The following is a 14,094-nucleotide window of genomic DNA, read 5'->3' as shown; positions in this document are numbered from 1 at the left end:
GAGGTATTTTTAGCCAGATGAAGCCGGCGGATTACGCGATGTGAACACCGTTTCTTCCGGCCAGATCGACGAAGAATTGCCATGCCACACGGCCCGAGCGCGCACCACGTGTGGCCTGCCATTCGATCGCTTCGGCGCGCAGGGTGTTTGCGTCGACCGAGACGCCGTAAGAAGCACAATAGCGGTCGATCATGGCAAGGTATTCGTCCTGATCGCAAGGATGGAAACCCAGCCATAGCCCGAACCGGTCCGACAGTGAGACCTTCTCTTCTACGGCCTCAGACGGGTTGATGGCGCTGGAACGTTCATTTTCGATCATATCCCGCGGCATCAGGTGGCGGCGGTTTGAGGTGGCGTAGAACACCACATTTTCCGGGCGACCTTCGATGCCACCGTCCAGCACTGCCTTGAGCGATTTGTAGTGCTGATCATCGTGGCTGAAGGACAGGTCATCACAATACAGGATGAACCGATGCGGCGCGGCGCGTAGATGGTTCAGCAGACGCGCGACCGAGCCCATATCCTCGCGCTGCAGCTCAACCAGTTTCAGATCGGGATGTTCGTTCTGCAGGGTGCCGTGGACCGCTTTGACAAGGCTGGATTTGCCCATACCGCGCGCACCCCAGAGCAGTGCATTGTTGGCCTCAAATCCAGCGGCAAAGCGGCGTGTATTGTCCAAAAGTGTATCGCGAGACCGGTTGATACCCACCAAGAGATCCAAATCGACCCGATTGACCTGCTTAACCGGTTCCAGGCGGTCGGGTTCGACATGCCAGACAAAAGCCGGAGCTGCGGCAAAATCGGGCGCGGCCAAAGGCGCCGGGGCCATACGATCCAGCGCGTCGGCAATACGGTTCAGGGCTTGTGTATCCATTGGGGCCTCCGGTCGTGTTTGGAGGGTCTCAAACCATGTTCCGCCCGGCGCGACAAGAGCGGCGCATGAAAAAGGCGCGCCGGGCTGGGCGCGCCTGTTCATTGCTTGATCGCAGCTTTATTTGCCGTCTTCTTCGTGGATGATATCGGCATCAGCCTCTTCTTCGTCGTCATAGTATCCTTCTGCGCGCAGCTCGGCCTCGCGCTTTCTCTCAACTCGGGCGACAAGGAAAATCGACACCTCATAGAGGCCATAGACCACGACAAACAGGATGATCTGAGTGATCACGTCTGGCGGTGTCACAAGGGCAGCAAGCACCAGAATACCTACCATGGCGTATTTTCGGACACTGCCCAAACCCTCGGCGCTGACAAGTCCGGCCTTACCCATCAAGGTCAGCAGCACAGGCAGTTGGAAACACAGACCAAAGGCAAGGATGAATTTCAGCGTGATATCCAGCGATTCATTCACCTTGCCGAAGAACGTGATCTTCACGCCCTCGGTGGTTTCGGGCACAACCACGATCTCTTCCGGAACATCTCCGGTAGTCGCCGACAACAGATTGGCAAAAATCGAACTGACATCCGCAAAGCCCAAAAAGAACTGCATGGCCAGCGGCGTTACCACGAATTGTGCAAAAGATGCCCCCAGCAGGAACATGAACGGTGAGGCGACCAGGAATGGCAGGAAAGCGCCCTTCTCAGACCGGTACAGACCAGGCGCCACAAAGCGCCAGAGTTGATAGGAGATCACCGGGAAAGCCAGCGCGAAGCCAAAGACCATCGAAATTCGGAACAGCGTAAACAGATATTCCTGTGGCGAGGTATATTGCAAAGTCGGAGACGGATCGCCCAGATCGCGCAGCGTTGCCTCGATTGGTTGAACCAGGAATTGCAGGATCGGTTCCGCGACCGTAAAGGCCAGGACAATGCCTATTACAAAGGCAATGACCGCGCGGATCAGCCGGGTGCGCAGTTCCGCCAGATGCTCGATCAATGGGGCCGAGCTGTCTTCGATCTCGTCTGTGTCGGTCATGATTTGCCTTCGGTTCTCAGCGCGGCTTCGGCCTCTTCAGCCTTGGCCATCGCTTCGGCGGCTTCTTTCGCCTTCCGCTCGGCCGCAGCGCGTGCGGTCGAGGCCTGAATCTTCTTGGCCTGCTCGGCCCGTTCGGCAGCCAGCTTACCGGTCTCGCTATCGGGGTCGAACTTGGTGGGGTCGATACTTTTGGCCAGGTCCTGCGCGGCCTCTTTCACACCATCCATGGCGCTGCCTACAGGGTTGGTGGCCGCGTTGAGACCTTTTTTGATGTCATTCACACCGGCCTGATCCGCCGCATCGTTCATGGCACTGCTGAATTCGCGCGCCATGCCACGGGCCTTGCCGACAAAACGACCGACATTACGGAACAAAACCGGCAGATCCTTTGGCCCCACAACGATCAGGGCAACGACGCCGATGACCAGAAGCTCGGTCCAGCCCAGATCAAACATACCGGATCAGACCTTGTCTTTGTCGGTCTCGGGCGTGACGTCCTTGGCCAGCTCGGATGCGTCCTGATCCAGTTCCTCTGCGCCTTCTTTGACGCCCTTCTTGAATGACGTAATGCCTTTGCCCACTTCGCCCATCAACGAGCTGATTTTGCCACGGCCGAATAGCACCAGAACCACAACTGCGATCAGCAGAATGCCGGGAAGGCCAATATTGTTGAGCATCTCTCTTCTCCTATAACGTCGGCGCCGTACGCCGGAAATGTGATCTGTGTCCGTGTCTACGCCCGCTGGCCCGCCTGCAAAAGTGAGTTGGTTCAAATCTGCCTTCAAATTTGATCCGATCCGATGTTTTTTACGGCCTCGGATTGATCAACTGACAGGTTTGTGTCAGTTGATAGAGACTAGGTAGGCGGTATCGAAACCTGGTCAACGGAGATTCACATGACCCATGTTGCAGAAATCGTCACCTTCACCCTCGCCAACGGGACAACCCCGGAAGAGTTCGTAAAACTCAGCCAAGCGTCCGAAGCCTTTGTACGCGCAGCTCCGGGGTTTGCCCATCGTCAACTCAGTCAAGGCGAAGACGGGCGCTGGACTGACTACGTGATCTGGACCGATATGAAGGCCGCACAGGACGCAGCTGCGCAGTTCCCGCAGCAGGGTTTTGCGCCCGCACTGATCGCAGCGATCAACCCCGAAGGCATGCAGATGCGCCACGAGAACGTGCTATGGAACATGACCGCATAACCCCGGTCAGAGCGGCGTGTCATGCGCCGTACTGATCGTCTGTTCGACATTATTCAGATCCTGCGCGATGGTGGCTTGCACCGTGCGCAGGACATCGCGGATCGGCTGGAGGTGTCGGTCCGCACGATCTATCGCGACATGGATACGCTGGCCGCCTCGGGCGTTCCGGTCGAAGGTGAGCGCGGCGTAGGTTATATGGTGCGTGAGCAGATCACCCTGCCCCCGCTGAATCTGACCCCGGCCGAACTGGAAGCGCTGAACCTTGGCATGGCAATCGTGGCCGAGGCCGCCGACCCCGACTTGAAAACCGCCGCCGAGTCTTTGGCTGAAAAGATCGACGCCGTGCTGCCTACACAGGTGATTTCCGAGGCTGACAGCTGGAAATTTGCGGTCTACCCCTTTGCCGATGCCGCACGCGGGCTGGCGCATATGGCCCCGATCCGCGCCGCCATCAAATCACGACAAAAATTACGTCTGAGTTACCGCAGGATCGACGGCGTGCTGACCGAGCGCACCATTCGGCCATTGCATATGGAGTATTGGGGACGAGTCTGGACGCTGACTTCTTGGTGTGAACTCCGCGATGGTTTCCGGGTCTTCCGAATTGACCTTATCGAAACCGTCCTTCCCCTGCCCGAGATTTTTGCAGACGAGCCGGGAAAGCGTCTGAGCGATTACGACCCATACGCTTAACCCTGCCGTCATCGGGTTGGGATTATCCCTGCCAGCGGCATGGCCCCGACGGGGCCATTCTTATCATTTCAGATAGGGCTCTGGATCTACAGATTCGAAGCCTTTGCGCACTTCGAAATGGACATAGGCGTTGTCCCCGCTCCGCAGCGAGGCAATCTTCTGCCCTCGTCGCACGCGATCCCCTTTCTTGACCGTGATATCTGCCACATTGGCATAGACGGTCAGCAGATCACTGTTGTGTTTAACAACGATGATCGGAACCTGATCTGCATCAGCAGTGATCGCCGCAACAGTTCCCGCCTCTGCCGCCATTACAGGCGATCCTGCGGCCGCTGCGATGTCGATCCCCTCGTTCTTTCCCTTTTGATAGGTGCGGATAATCGTACCGTTCACAGGAAGCCCAAGCGCCGAATTGCTTTGATTTGTTGGTGCCTCGGCGGTCACATCAGGTGCCGGAGTGGCCGGGGAAATGGTTTCGTCGGGCAAGGGCTGCGTAGCACTGGGCGGCGTCGGTGTCGGAGACCCCTGACCGGGCTGAGTCACATTCGTTGCAGGCACTGCAGCTTTGCGCGGTGCGGATTGGCTTTTCACCGGGATCAGAAGGAACTGGCCTTCGCGGACGGTAAAATCGGAATCCAATCCATTCCAGTCTGACAGCGCCTCAACGGGAACGTCATAGAGGCGTGAAATTGTAAATGCCGTTTCACCACGTTTCACCTTGTGGCGGATCGGTTCGGGACCGGTTGGTGCCGGTGCCGCCGCAGGTTTTGCGGGTTCAAGCGTTGATGTACGGACCGAGCCATTTGCGGGGACTTCGTCGATTGCCGTACCAGCTATCGTCGCAATATCGACAGAGCTTGCGGAACCGACCGTCTGGGGCAGTGCCACAACTTCGCCCTCGCGCAAGGAATCGGTAGGCATTAGACCATTGAAACGCGCCAGCTCTCCTTCAGGCAAACCAACCCTTGCGGCCAAGTCTCTGACAGTGTCACCGCGGCGAGCAATCGCCACTTGATAGGTCGGATATGTGATGACACCCCTGGCATCCGGTGCGGGCCGGTTGGTCGTCGCCGACTGTGCTGCTTCGGCGGTGGAAAAACCGCCTACCTGTCCGCGAAGATCATAGTCCAGCGGCCCTTCGCACCCAGCCAGGATTGCAAGGCTAGCCACTCCTAACGCACAGCGGCGCATTGCTGATTTGGAAACTGCTCTCATTTTATTGTCCTCGACACCTGCCCCTGTTCATCGGGGTTCCGGCGCATTTTGCAGAATATTCCTTTAAGCTCCATCCTTCCCAAGCCCTTCTAACAAGGGCACAAAACGGACAGGCAACAATTCGTCATAGTCCAAACCGGATTCGGTGCGCCGGACCCTGATCAACGTCTGGACCGTATCCGACTGCCCCACCGGCAAAACCATGATACCGCCGATTTTGAGCTGCGCCAAGAGCGGCCCGGGCGGGTCCTCGGCAGCTGCAGTCACGATGATACGATCAAACGGGGCTTGCTCGGGCAAACCAAACGAACCATCCGACAACATTGCCGTCACATTTGTCAGCCCCAAATCACGGAACAACTGGCCGGTTTCGCGCACAAGTCGCTTATGACGCTCGACCGTGTATACCCGGCGTGCCAGTTTCGACAGGATCGCGGCCTGATAGCCCGATCCGGTCCCGATCTCGAGCACGGTATCACGCGGACGTACTTCCAGCGCCTGCGTCATCAGCCCAACGACAGACGGTTGGCTGATCGTCTGGCCGCACGCAATCGGCAGCGGCGTATCCTCATAGGCGCGTTCTGCAAACAGGCCTTTGACAAAACTGCCGCGATCTATCTGCTCCATGGCTGCCAGCACGCGTGCATCCGTCACCCCGCGCGAGCGCAGGGCAAACAGGAACTGCATGGTTGTTTCAGGGTCCAGTCCGCTCATTCGATCGACTTTAACGCTTCCAGCGCGTCATGCGCCGTCAGATCCGCACGCATTGGTGTGACCGAGATATAGCCTGCCAGATTGACGGCAGCATCCGTCCCAGGTGCAGTCGGGTTGTGTTGATACCCGCCCTTGATCCACAGAAACCGCCGCCCCGAAGGTGAGCTGTGCGGCTCGACCGAGAAATGTGTGTCACGCCGATAACCCTGAGGGGCGATCCGGGTGCCCTGTACTTCATCCGCAGGCACTGGGGGGAAATTGACGTTGTAAAACAAACGGTAATCGCCTTGTTCTGCCGGCGTCGCCCCCAGTATCTTACGAACCAGCTCGGCACCAAATCGGGTCGCGGATTCGAACGGGTCATCCAGCCCCAAATTGCGCGGACCGAAATATTGAGACAGGGCAATAGCCGGAACCCCCTGCAGGGCCGCCTCCATCGCGCCCCCGACTGTGCCAGAATACAGCGTATTCTCGGCCGAGTTGTTCCCACGATTCACACCAGATAATATCAGGTCGGGTGGCGCGTCCTTCATCACATCGTGCAAACCGGCCAAGACACAATCAGCTGGTGATCCTTCCGCAGCAAAACGGCGTTCTCCCAGCTTGGCAACCATCATCGGGTGCGTGTAGCTGATGCAATGCCCCACGCCGGATTGCTCGAAAGCGGGCGCAACGACCCAGACTTCACCATCCGGTCCGGCCAGATCGGCAGCAATCGCCTCGAGTGCGATAAGTCCCGGCGCATTGATACCGTCATCATTGGTTAGAAGAATACGCATATGCCCCATCCACCGCAGCGTTTTTTCCTTGATAGACCCAGCCCCGCACTGCGGCAAGCAACCCGCAGGTGCAATCTGAGGCTTTCACGCACCACTTGCGCCTAAACTGCAGTTTTGGACCCTATTTGGGGAATACAAAGCACCGATCGCGGCGAATGGTCAGCCACATGACCCGCCCCGCTTGCGGGACAAACACGTTGGGAACGGTCGCTTTCAAGATTGAATCATCATAGTCCATACGGAATTCAATCAAGCTTTCGTTGCCCAGAAAACGCGCCCGTTCGACCACACCACGCGCGGCTACACCGTCCGTCGGTGTCGGCAGTGGACCTTTGCCATTGCGATCAAAATCCAAACGGACGTGCTGAGGCCGAAATACAATCTCAACATTCGTTCCATCCGGCACACCCGGAGCAAGAAACTGACCAAATGGCGTATCGGCCAAAGCTCCGTTAACTTGCGCGCCTAACACATTTATATCGCTAAAGAATGCAACTGCAGCTTTGTCCGCAGGACGGGTGTAGACGTTGTAAGGCGCACCCTGTTGAACGATTCTGCCACGGCGCATCAGGGCGATCTCATCGGCCATACGCATTGCTTCTTCGGGTTCATGGGTAACCAACAGCACAGCGGCGTCCTCTTCCTTGAGGATCGCCAGAGTTTCGTCCCGAATTCCATCGCGTAACCGGTTATCGAGCCCCGAAAACGGCTCATCCATCAACATGATCCGGGGGCGTGGGGCCAATGCGCGCGCCAGAGCCACCCGCTGTTGCTCACCGCCCGACAAGTGATGTGGAAAGCTGTCTGCGAAACGCATCAGGTCGACTTTGGCCAGCAACTCATCCACGCGTGCGCGTTTTTCATCTTTGCTACCCTTCAGGCCAAAGGCAACATTGTCAGCTACGCTAAGATGCGGGAACAGGGCAAAGTCCTGAAACATCAGGCCAATCTCGCGCCGCTCAGGCGGGACACGGAACACCGTATCGCAGATCAGCTTGCCATCGACATAGATCTGGCCTGTCTCTTGCATCTCGACACCGGCAATCATCCGCAGCGTCGTCGACTTGCCGCACCCTGACGGCCCCAACAGGCATGTCACCTGCCCCGCTTGCACGGTCAGCGAGACGTCATCAACCACCACCCGACCTTCGTACCGGGCGACCAGATTGCGAATTTCCAGACGCGGAGGAGTTGCGTTTACTGTCACCGATGAACCCCGTAGCCTTACCCGATCAAATCAATCGGGCTTGGGCGGGGATAGCAACCCCTCCCTTTGGGTGCAAGGGATCAGCAGCAGCCGCCCGTTTCGGCCTGCCCGGTCACCTCAAATGGGCTTTCACCACCGCAGCCTTCGAAGATGCCGAAATGGGTTGAGAAATCACCGATGAACTCAAAGTGCCGCGCAAACCGCGTGTCTTTGAGCATCATCCATGTGTTGCCGCACACCGGAAACACCTTATCCGTCGCGATTGCGTGGTGGTCATCCAGCTCAAATATGTGCGCGGCATTGGGCACAGTGCCCTTATAGATCACGGCCTGACCATAATCTTCGCAGGCGGGTTCCAACGCAGGTAACTTGAACAGACGATAGGTGGCTGACAGGAATTTGAGCGGTGCCACGCGGTCCTCAAGAACCGGGTTTTCGATGGTCAAGGGGCGGTGCGTGACTCGACGCGGGTCGCCGAAACCGGCTTTGCGAGACATCGACAGAAAGTCATTCCAGTACAGCGCACCGGACAGACACTCGCCATACAGAACCTCATCCTCGGCCATTGCCTGCGGTACGCGACGATCCGCATAAACGTCCGAGAAATACATCTCTCCGCCGTCCTTAAGCAGGCGGTGCGCGCCGCACAGAACTGCCTCCTTATCGGTGGCCAGGTTGATCACGCAGTTCGAAACGATGATATCGAAAGACCCCGCCTTTAAGTCCAGTTCATCCAGCTTTTCGATGTAGCCGTGATGGAATTCCACGTTGCTTTGGGCATATCCAAAGGTTTCGGCGTGATAATCCTGATGCGCGCGGGCGATATCCAACTGTTCGGGCGTCATATCCACGCCGACCACGCGCCCTTTCTCGCCCACCATGGCAGACAGGGCGTATACATCCCGACCCGCGCCACAGCCTAGATCGAGGATGCTCATCCCCTCAAGATCCAGCGGCGCGATCAGACCGCATCCATAATACCGGGTCAGTACTTCATCGTGAATATTTGCGAGAATCCTCTTCAGATGATCCGGCATATCGTCGGGCGTACAGCACGCATTGGTCTGCAGGTCCGCGCTGCTTTGCAGGACCTCGCCATAGTAGTTCTGCACCGATTCATGTTTCATCGCTGTCATCCCCTCGCCTGACTGTTGCTCAGCTAACGCAGCGCTGCGTGCCGTGCAATCAAAAGCCGAGCATTCTGACGAAAGGTTGAGTTAGCCCAGTAGTTCAAAATCCTGATCCGCGCGCACCCGGCCGTTCACCTGTATCTCCAAACGATGCGCGCCTGGAACAAGCCTGAACGTCGTCGCATCGCCTTTGAGCTTGTGCTTCTTGCTCAGCGTCAAAACCCCATTCCGCAAGGCGGCCTGTTTCAGTTTGTGAACTTTAGCTGAGGTTTTTCCTCCAGGTCTTTGGAAATGAATGATATAATCAACCAGAACCGGATGATCTGCAGCGCCAGCCAAAGAAACGTCAAACTCAAGCGCCCTGCCAATCCGCGCCTGACCATTTATCATCACTGAGACCTGTATGTCCGCATCAGGGTCATAGCCCAGCATCTTCATCGCGCGCGGATGCCCGGCCTTAATCAGTCCGCGCAGGGTATGAGAGGTCATCCACCGCAGCTCGTCCGTTTCCTGACGCTGTAAACGAGACCAGTCCAGCAGGCGGTCCAGTACCAGATCCGGGTCTTTTTTGGAGATGTCGTTCAGATGGTTGGCCACCGACCGCGTCACATAGCGCGTTTGGTCCTGATGCAGCCGATCCAGCAGAGGCAGCGGATCGGTCAATTCCAGCCCCACCGCCTGCCCCCATGGCAAACGCGGGCGGGTTCCTTCGGACACCAGACGCCGCACGTGATAGCTGTCATGTCCGCACCAATCCTCCAGCCGCTCCATGACGTGTTCGGGGTGGCGATTGAGAAAGGGGCGAATGGCCCATTCCATCGAAAACCTCTGCGTCAGTTCAGCCAGCACGTCCAGCGCGAGGTCGGGGTGATCAAGGCCGACATTCACGACCCAATCCCCCAGCGGCGCAAAAATGAAATCGCCAAAATCGTCGTCGGTCTTGTTCGGATCCAGCGGCGACGGCAAGGCCCGTAAAAGGGTCGGAGCGACAGTTGGCAGCTCACCCGGAACCTGTTGCTGCAGGCATTCGGCGATCCACGCCATCCGCTCTTTCAACTCAAGCTCGAGAAGGCGTGACATCACCTGCGTTTGAAACGCCTGTGCATCGAACCCTGGATCAGCCTCGGCAAAAAGCCCCGCCAGATAGCCGGTCTTTTCTGCATTAAACAACTGATCCTTCAGTGAAAACCCTTGCGCCATGGTCACATCGTCAGATTGGTCGCGCCACCATCCAACAGGATGTTCTGGCCGACGATAAAGCCCGCATGTTGCGAGCACAGGAACGCGCAAGTTGCGCCGAATTCTTCCCGCGAGCCATAGCGGCGCGTGGGGATAGTTGCCTCACGCTGCGCGCGCGCCTCATCAATGGAAATGCCCTGCTGCGCGGCCACGCCTCCGTCCAGGGAATCCGCCCGATCCGTGGCATGTATCCCCGGCAACAGGTTGTTGATTGTCACCCCATGCGGCGCGACCTGCCGCGAGGTTCCGGCCACATAGCCGGTCAACCCGGTCCGCGCCGCGTTCGACAGGCCCAGCACTGCGATCGGCGCGCGTACGGATTGTGAGGTGATGTTGACCACCCGGCCCCAGCCCTTATCCATCATGCCGGGCAACAAGGCCTTCATGAAGGCAATCGGGGTCAGCATGTTGGCGTCCAATGCCTTGATGAAGTCGTCACGCTGCCAATCCGACCACATGCCCGGAGGTGGGCCACCGGCATTTGTCACAAGGATATCAACGCCCTGTGCTGCGGCAATCACCTGCGCCTGCCCCTCTTCCGAGGTCACATCACAGGCAACGCTCTGCACATCGACACCATATTCCGAACGCAAGCGCGCGGCTTCAGCCTCCAACGCCTCGACGCCGCGTGCGTTCATCACCAGGTCCACACCAGCCGCTGCCAGAGCCTCGGCGCAGCCCAGACCCAAACCTTTGCTGCTGGCACAGACCAGCGCGCGCTTTCCACCTATTCCCAGATCCATCTGTTCCTCCCCATCTGTGATTATCCGCATGTCTTGCACCCAGCAGACAGGGAAGACAGATTGATGACAAGGGGTTAGTAGAAGAACTCTTCCCGGACGATCTTGCCATCCGCGACGTGATACAGCGCAACTTCGCACATATCGAAGCTCTCACCGCTTTCCTTGAACTTGCCCTGCACCTCAAAGATCACGGCAAAACGGTCTTCGCCATGCACCATCGGGTCACTGACGTTTCCGCCCGTCACTTCGGTCGAACTCTCCCACCAATCGTGCTTGCCACGGATCGCGTCGCGCCCATGCGCCTCGCGTCCCATACCGGATGCATCGACGGCCTCAACCGAAATGGCATCCACCGCATACAGCTTATCCAGATTGGCCTTGGCCCGGTTTTCCCGGCATCCCGCCACCAGCTCATCGGCGATTTCTTTCAAATTCATTGATCCTCTCCATTATTTGTTCACTATATGTTCTTATTGCCACAGGCAGACGATTCGAACCAGCCTCTTTGTCTTGCTTCGGCAGAATTCCCCGCCTATACGCGCGACTATGCTTGATACCGCCACGAACCAACCCACCTTGCCGCCCGAGATCGCCCGGCGCCGGACATTTGCCATCATCTCGCACCCGGATGCGGGCAAGACGACCCTGACGGAAAAGTTCCTGCTGTATGGCGGCGCCATCCAGATGGCCGGTCAGGTACGCGCCAAGGGTGAGGCACGGCGGACACGTTCGGATTTCATGCAGATGGAGAAGGATCGCGGGATCTCGGTCTCGGCCTCGGCCATGTCCTTCGACTATGGAAACTTCCGGTTCAATCTGGTGGACACGCCCGGCCACAGCGATTTCTCGGAAGATACCTATCGCACGCTGACCGCAGTGGACGCCGCCGTGATGGTAATCGACGGCGCGAAAGGCGTGGAAAGCCAGACGCAGAAGCTTTTCGAGGTCTGCCGCCTGCGTGATCTGCCGATCCTGACATTCTGTAACAAGATGGACCGCGAAAGCCGCGATACGTTCGAGATCATCGACGAAATTCAGGAAATGCTGGCGATCGACGTCACCCCTGCTGCGTGGCCCATCGGCGTGGGCCGCGATTTCATCGGCTGCTATGACATGCTGCGCGATCGGTTGGAACTGATGGACCGCGCCGACCGCAACAAGGTGGCCGAAAGCATCGAAATCAATGGGCTGGACGACCCGAAACTGGCCGAACACGTGCCCGAGCACCTGTTGGAAAAGTTCCTGGAAGAGGTCGAGATGGCGCGCGAATTGCTGCCCGCGCTTGACCCCCAAGCGGTATTGGAAGGCCACATGACCCCGATCTGGTTCGGCTCGGCGATCAATTCGTTCGGCGTCAAGGAACTGATGGAAGGCATCGGCGCCTATGGTCCACAGCCGCAGGTACAGTCCGCGGAACCCCGTCAGATCGCGCCAGAAGAAAAGAAAGTCTCTGGGTTCGTCTTCAAGGTTCAGGCCAATATGGACCCCAAGCACCGCGACCGGGTGGCATTTGTGCGCATGGCCTCGGGCCATTTCAAACGCGGCATGAAGCTGACCCATGTTCGATCGAAAAAGCCGATGGCAATCTCGAACCCTGTGCTGTTTCTTGCATCCGACCGGGAACTGGCCGAAGAGGCCTGGGCCGGAGACATCATCGGCATCCCAAACCACGGCCAGCTGCGCATCGGCGACACGCTGACCGAGGGCGAAGCGATCCGGGTAACCGGCATCCCTTCCTTTGCGCCGGAACTGCTGCAAACCGTGCGACCAGGCGATCCGATGAAAGCCAAGCATCTGGAAAAAGCCCTGATGCAATTCGCCGAGGAAGGCGCGGCCAAGGTGTTCAAACCGTCGATCGGATCGGGCTTTATCGTCGGCGTCGTTGGCGCGCTGCAATTCGAGGTTCTGGCCAGCCGGATTGAGATGGAATACGGCCTGCCGGTACGGTTCGAGGCGTCTCAGTTCACCTCCGCCCGCTGGGTCAGTGGTGAAAAGGTTGAGGTCGAGAAATTCGTCAATGCCAACAAGCAGCACATCGCTCATGATCATGACGGCGACATCGTCTATTTGACTCGCCTGCAGTGGGACATCGACCGGGTCGTGCGGGACTATCCCGACCTGAACCTGACCGCCACCAAAGAGATGATGGCGTGACAGGGTCACGAGCTTCATATGCCGGATAATGTCCCAAGCTGGGGCATTGTATCAACGATCCGGGGCTCGGCCCCGGACATACTTCGGTTTGCGGCCTATCACCTCGATCTCGGGGCCGACCGGATGTATCTGTATCTGGACGAGCCCTGCCCGGCTGCGTTCAACGCCCTGAACCGCCACCCACGGATCGAAATACGCAACTGCGACGAAGGGTACTGGTCGAACCGAAAGCGCGAGAGGCCCGACAAACATCAGGTCCGGCAAACCGCAAATGCCAGCTTTACTTACAGAAAGGCTGAGGTCGACTGGCTTGCCCATATTGATCTGGACGAGTTCCTCTGGCCGCAATCCGACCTTGGCGCGATATTAGCGGAGATTCCGCAACGTATCCCAGCGGTGCGCGTTCGTCCGATCGAGCCCGTGGGCGGAACCGAAGACCTGTACAAAGCCTATATCCCCGCTGGTCAGGGCCGTGATGGGATCGTTCAGGCATTATTTCCGAATTTTGGCGGATTTGTTCTGGCTGGATTCCTCAGCCATGTTCAGGGTAAACTTTTTGTTCGCAAAGGCTTACCTCGGATCAATTTCCGGATTCACAATCTGTTTCAGGATGGCGAAATCCTCCCGACCAAGGTCGAGCTGCCCCAGGTTGATCTATGCCACCGTCATGCACCTGACTGGGATCATTGGCTAGCCCATTATCGGTTCCGGTTCGAAAAGGGCTCGTATCAGCCAGGCATGTCACCCAATGTTCCGCGCGAACAAGGCGGGATGAACATGAATGAATTGCTGAGCTGGATCGAAGAAGAAGATGGGGCTCACGGCCTGCGGGCTTTCTATGATGAAATCAGTGGCGCCGACCAAGAAGTTCGCACCCGCCTCGAAAAGTTTGGGCTGATTAAGCACCGTCCGTTGGATTTGGATGGAAAAGTCGCGAAACATTTCCCCGGAAGTACCTGAATTGTTGCGATAAATCCGCATGGTCAGCCGGTGTTGCAGCGTAAAAGTGACTTCATTTGACCCTGCCCCGTGATTTTGTTATGTCCCGCCAAGCCGAAATGCACAAAACATCGCATGGCCATCCGGGCCCGGCACATTCTTTACGCGCG

Annotated in this window: 16 protein-coding genes; 4 read left to right on the top strand and 12 right to left on the bottom strand. The window is 57.7% G+C overall.

Annotation, left to right across the window (positions count from 1 at the left end; all coding sequences use genetic code 11):
* Positions 1–31: 31 nt before the first annotated feature.
* From AC2FHW_RS04940 to AC2FHW_RS04925, 4 genes are all read right to left on the bottom strand, one after another.
* The gene (locus tag AC2FHW_RS04940; RefSeq protein ID WP_496821505.1) at positions 32–874 is read right to left on the bottom strand and encodes an ATP-binding protein; all 843 of its coding nucleotides are present in this window, start codon (positions 872–874) and stop codon (positions 32–34) included.
* Positions 875–991: 117 nt separating this feature from the next.
* The gene (tatC, locus tag AC2FHW_RS04935; RefSeq protein WP_142633471.1) at positions 992–1,909 is read right to left on the bottom strand and encodes a twin-arginine translocase subunit TatC; all 918 of its coding nucleotides are present in this window, start codon (positions 1,907–1,909) and stop codon (positions 992–994) included.
* On the bottom strand, positions 1,906–2,364 hold the full coding sequence (gene tatB / locus AC2FHW_RS04930; protein ID WP_271947386.1) for a Sec-independent protein translocase protein TatB: 459 nt from the start codon (positions 2,362–2,364) through the stop codon (positions 1,906–1,908). Before tatB ends, tatC begins: the two co-directional genes overlap by 4 nt.
* A 6-nt stretch (positions 2,365–2,370) precedes the next feature.
* Positions 2,371–2,586: a twin-arginine translocase TatA/TatE family subunit gene (locus AC2FHW_RS04925; protein ID WP_142633467.1), complete on the bottom strand. Its 216-nt coding sequence runs from the start codon at positions 2,584–2,586 to the stop codon at positions 2,371–2,373.
* 219 nt (positions 2,587–2,805) lie between these two features.
* Here AC2FHW_RS04925 and AC2FHW_RS04920 point away from each other — a divergent pair, with 219 nt between their 5' ends.
* Positions 2,806–3,111 (top strand): hypothetical protein, encoded by a 306-nt coding sequence (locus tag AC2FHW_RS04920; RefSeq protein ID WP_142633465.1) that lies wholly within the window; start codon positions 2,806–2,808, stop codon positions 3,109–3,111.
* Positions 3,112–3,132: 21 nt separating this feature from the next.
* Positions 3,133–3,804 (top strand): helix-turn-helix transcriptional regulator, encoded by a 672-nt coding sequence (locus AC2FHW_RS04915; protein WP_496708519.1) that lies wholly within the window; start codon positions 3,133–3,135, stop codon positions 3,802–3,804.
* A 63-nt stretch (positions 3,805–3,867) separates the two neighbouring features.
* On the opposite strand, the gene AC2FHW_RS04910 is transcribed toward AC2FHW_RS04915, so the two are convergent.
* The 8 genes from AC2FHW_RS04910 to AC2FHW_RS04875 all read right to left on the bottom strand — a co-directional run bounded on the left by AC2FHW_RS04910 (position 3,868) and on the right by AC2FHW_RS04875 (position 11,268).
* On the bottom strand, positions 3,868–5,019 hold the full coding sequence (locus tag AC2FHW_RS04910) for a peptidoglycan DD-metalloendopeptidase family protein (RefSeq protein ID WP_496706028.1): 1,152 nt from the start codon (positions 5,017–5,019) through the stop codon (positions 3,868–3,870).
* 63 nt (positions 5,020–5,082) lie between these two features.
* Entirely contained in the window at positions 5,083–5,733 is a 651-nt protein-coding gene (locus AC2FHW_RS04905) for a protein-L-isoaspartate(D-aspartate) O-methyltransferase (RefSeq protein ID WP_496821503.1), read from the bottom strand.
* Entirely contained in the window at positions 5,730–6,512 is a 783-nt protein-coding gene (gene surE / locus AC2FHW_RS04900; RefSeq protein ID WP_282021908.1) for a 5'/3'-nucleotidase SurE, read from the bottom strand. Before surE ends, AC2FHW_RS04905 begins: the two co-directional genes overlap by 4 nt.
* Before the next feature lie 121 nt (positions 6,513–6,633).
* Entirely contained in the window at positions 6,634–7,719 is a 1,086-nt protein-coding gene (locus AC2FHW_RS04895; protein WP_185956606.1) for an ABC transporter ATP-binding protein, read from the bottom strand.
* 80 nt (positions 7,720–7,799) lie between these two features.
* Complete coding sequence (locus AC2FHW_RS04890) at positions 7,800–8,846, bottom strand: methyltransferase domain-containing protein (RefSeq protein WP_496821501.1); 1,047 nt, start codon at positions 8,844–8,846, stop codon at positions 7,800–7,802.
* Positions 8,847–8,936: 90 nt separating this feature from the next.
* Positions 8,937–10,049, bottom strand: a complete 1,113-nt coding sequence (locus tag AC2FHW_RS04885) for a YhaZ family DNA alkylation repair protein (RefSeq protein ID WP_496821499.1) — start codon at positions 10,047–10,049, stop codon at positions 8,937–8,939.
* Positions 10,050–10,051: 2 nt separating this feature from the next.
* A complete protein-coding gene (locus tag AC2FHW_RS04880) occupies positions 10,052–10,831 on the bottom strand; it encodes an SDR family oxidoreductase (protein ID WP_496821538.1) in 780 nt (259 codons plus the stop codon).
* Between the two features lie 74 nt (positions 10,832–10,905).
* Positions 10,906–11,268, bottom strand: coding sequence for a SnoaL-like domain-containing protein (locus tag AC2FHW_RS04875; protein WP_496821497.1), 363 nt, complete (start codon positions 11,266–11,268; stop codon positions 10,906–10,908).
* 109 nt (positions 11,269–11,377) lie between these two features.
* Here AC2FHW_RS04875 and AC2FHW_RS04870 point away from each other — a divergent pair, with 109 nt between their 5' ends.
* Both AC2FHW_RS04870 and AC2FHW_RS04865 read left to right on the top strand, forming a co-directional pair.
* A complete protein-coding gene (locus AC2FHW_RS04870) occupies positions 11,378–12,985 on the top strand; it encodes a peptide chain release factor 3 (protein ID WP_142633448.1) in 1,608 nt (535 codons plus the stop codon).
* Between the two features lie 18 nt (positions 12,986–13,003).
* Positions 13,004–13,945, top strand: coding sequence for a glycosyltransferase family 2 protein (locus AC2FHW_RS04865; protein WP_496710288.1), 942 nt, complete (start codon positions 13,004–13,006; stop codon positions 13,943–13,945).
* Positions 13,946–14,094: the final 149 nt, after the last annotated feature.

The organism is Ruegeria sp. YTSA108, assembly GCF_059610185.1.
Note: the sequence above shows the minus strand (reverse complement) of the source record. Positions and strands in the feature narration are given on the sequence as shown.